We start from the raw sequence: 2,904 nt of genomic DNA on the forward strand, positions 1-2,904 counted from the left end.
GACTATCATGACGACGAGGAACGGACCCGGGTGATGCCGGCGATTCGTTCCGGAGCTTATCCACCCCCCCGTAAGGGAGCGCCTGAACCGGTGGAAGAGGATGAGGAAGATGAGCCGCGCCGCAAGCGCTGGGTCAAACCCGTTATCTGGCTGGTGGTTTTTCTGGTCATCGTCGGCGGTCTTCTGTTCGCGGCCAATCAAGTGAAAAAGATGTCCGGTACCAAGGATATCGCCGTACCGACGGTGGAGGGCAAGCTGTATAGTGCCGCCGAAAGCGAGTTGAAGGCGGCAGGCTTCCTGGTGGAAAGGGCAGATAAACCAAGCGAAGACGTCGAGAAGGACTACGTCATCAAGCAGTCCAGCAAAGACATGAAGCTGAAGGAAGGGGCCACAGTGACCCTTGACGTTAGCCTCGGGTCGGAAGAAACCAAAATGGAAGATTTCCGCGGGAAAACCCTTGAGGAAGCCATCGCTTCATTGAATGCTGTCGGAGTTACCAACGATCAGATCAATATCGATACGATCGATTCCGATAAACCGGAACATGAGATCCTTACCCAGGATCCGAAGCCCAGTGACTCCTTCAAAGCCAAGGATGTCGTCATTCATTTCGAGGTCAGCCAAGGCAAATCCTTGGTGAAGATGCCCAATTTGGTCGGCAAGACCCAAGAGGTGGCAACATCGATGCTGAAGGCTCTTGGATTGCAGCTTTTCAAGGAAAACATCGTCGCCAAACCCAATTTCGAACACCCGGCGGGAGAGGTATACGATCAATATCCTTATAAAACCGGGGATGATGTTGATCCCACTGCCAAAGACATCACGATTTATGTATCGACCGGATATCCCAAGGATGCGGGAACGGCGAATCTCAGTTTCTCCGTACCTCCTGCCAAGGATGGGCAGAAGTCCATCGTCCGGATTGAAGTCAGCGATGCAAAAGGGGCTGACCAGGTCGTCAAAACCTTGGAAATCTCCAAATCCGAAATTTTCAATGTCTCTGTGACGGTTACCAAGGATAAGTCGGCAGAAGTGAATATTTTCCGCGATAACACACTTTTCGACAGCCGAACCTTCACGTATCAGGATTATCTGAATTATCAAAGCAAACCGGAACCGACACCGACGCCTGCTAACTCCGCTTCCGGTTCACCTTCTCCCGGCTCGGACGCTTCGCCTAGCGAAAGCCCGTCGCATTCCGACCAAGGAGGAAACTGACGATGCCGAAAGGTTCGATCGTCAAAGCGTTAAGCGGCTATTACTATGTGCAGCCGGATGAAAAAGAGACTGCCGGTACGATTCAATGCAGAGCGAGAGGCATTTTTAAGAAAAATAAAATCACTCCCCTTGTCGGAGACCGGGTCATGTTCAGTTTGACGGAAAACGGTGAAGGCATGGTGGATGAAATTTTGCCCAGGAGGTCGGAACTGATCCGGCCTCCGGTGGCTAATGTGGAACTGGCCGTACTGGTCTTTTCCGTGACTCGTCCAGTGCTGAACCTGCAGCTTTTGGATAAATTCCTCGTCCATATTGAATCAGCCGGTCTTGAAACCATTATCGTTTTAACGAAGGCCGATCTTCTGGAGGATGGCGAGGATCCTGGGGAAAATGAGCTCAAACCCTACCGGGAGATGGGCTACGATATCTATTTGACCAGCGTTCGCGCCGGTATCGGCGTGGAGGAGGTTCGATCTCGTCTAATCGGTACCACGAGTGTTTTTTCTGGCCAATCCGGTGTAGGGAAATCGTCACTCCTCAATGCTATTGTGCCGGGGCTGACGCTCGAGACCAACGAAATCAGCAATAAGCTGGGCCGAGGCAAGCATACGACCCGCCACGTGGAATTGATTCCTCTCGACGAAGGAGGAAGGGTGGCGGATACTCCGGGCTTCAGCCAGCTTGATTTTATGGAGCTGGAAGCGGAGGATTTGGGAAACTGCTTCCGGGAAATCCGCGAGCTTTCGGAACACTGTCGGTTCCGCGGCTGCCTGCATTTGCATGAACCGAATTGCGCCGTCCAAGAAGCGGTGGAGGACGGGAAGGTTGCCAGGAGCCGGTACGACAACTATTTGCAGTTTTTGAGTGAAATCAGAGAGAGAAAACGGAGGTATTGACCGATGAATAAGTTATTGATCGCGCCTTCCATTCTTTCCGCTGATTTTTCCCGTTTGGGCAGTGAGATTGAGGACGCCGAGCGGGGAGGCGCCGATTGGATCCACGTGGATATTATGGACGGACACTTTGTGCCGAACCTGACCTTTGGGCCGCCCATCGTAAAAGCGATTCGTTCCTGTACGAAGCTGCCTTTCGATGTCCATCTGATGATGGATAACCCGGACGCTTTTATCGGTGAATTCGCCAAAGCGGGTGCCGATTATATGACGGTTCATGCCGAGGCTTGCCCCCATCTGCACCGCACCTTGAGCCTAATCCGCGAGCACGGCGTCAAGCCGGGAGTCGTTCTGAATCCGGCGACGCCGATTGTCATGATCGAGCATGTGCTGGATCAGGTGGAGTTGGTACTCTTGATGACGGTCAACCCCGGTTTTGGCGGTCAGAGCTTCATCCCGGCCGTCGTGCCGAAAATCCGCCAGCTTCGCGAGAAACTGAATACCGCGGGCCTTGGCCACGTCCGAATCGAAGTAGACGGCGGGATCAATGGGGAAACAGCGGCTGAGGTTGTAGCTGCAGGTGCTGATGTTCTCGTGGCAGGCAACGCTGTGTTCGGGACTCCTGACAGGGCTCAAGCTATTCGTTTGATCCGAGGGAATGGCGAAGGAGCAAGATAAGTGATTTCTTCCGAATAATCAGCCGCATAGCGGCATAAAATGGGTTCAGGAGCAGGATGCTGCCTGAACCCGTTTTGATTTTCTTTTGTCTCTCTCGGGAAGGGCGGAATATGCT

General features: G+C 53.0%; 3 protein-coding genes. All 3 read left to right on the forward strand.

Annotation, left to right across the window (positions count from 1 at the left end):
- Positions 1-1,218: PASTA domain-containing protein (locus TJ79_RS01895; RefSeq protein WP_040948598.1), on the forward strand; the 1,218-nt coding region annotated here is incomplete at its 5' end.
- 2 nt (positions 1,219-1,220) lie between these two features.
- Positions 1,221-2,114 (forward strand): ribosome small subunit-dependent GTPase A, encoded by an 894-nt coding sequence (rsgA, locus tag TJ79_RS01900; protein ID WP_040948599.1) that lies wholly within the window; start codon positions 1,221-1,223, stop codon positions 2,112-2,114.
- A gap of 3 nt (positions 2,115-2,117) precedes the next feature.
- Entirely contained in the window at positions 2,118-2,789 is a 672-nt protein-coding gene (gene rpe, locus TJ79_RS01905; RefSeq protein ID WP_040948600.1) for a ribulose-phosphate 3-epimerase, read from the forward strand.
- The last annotated feature ends 115 nt before the right edge of the window (positions 2,790-2,904 follow it).

The sequence above is a fragment of the Gorillibacterium massiliense genome (genome assembly GCF_000455485.1).
In the GTDB taxonomy this organism is placed as follows: domain Bacteria; phylum Bacillota; class Bacilli; order Paenibacillales; family NBRC-103111; genus Gorillibacterium; species Gorillibacterium massiliense.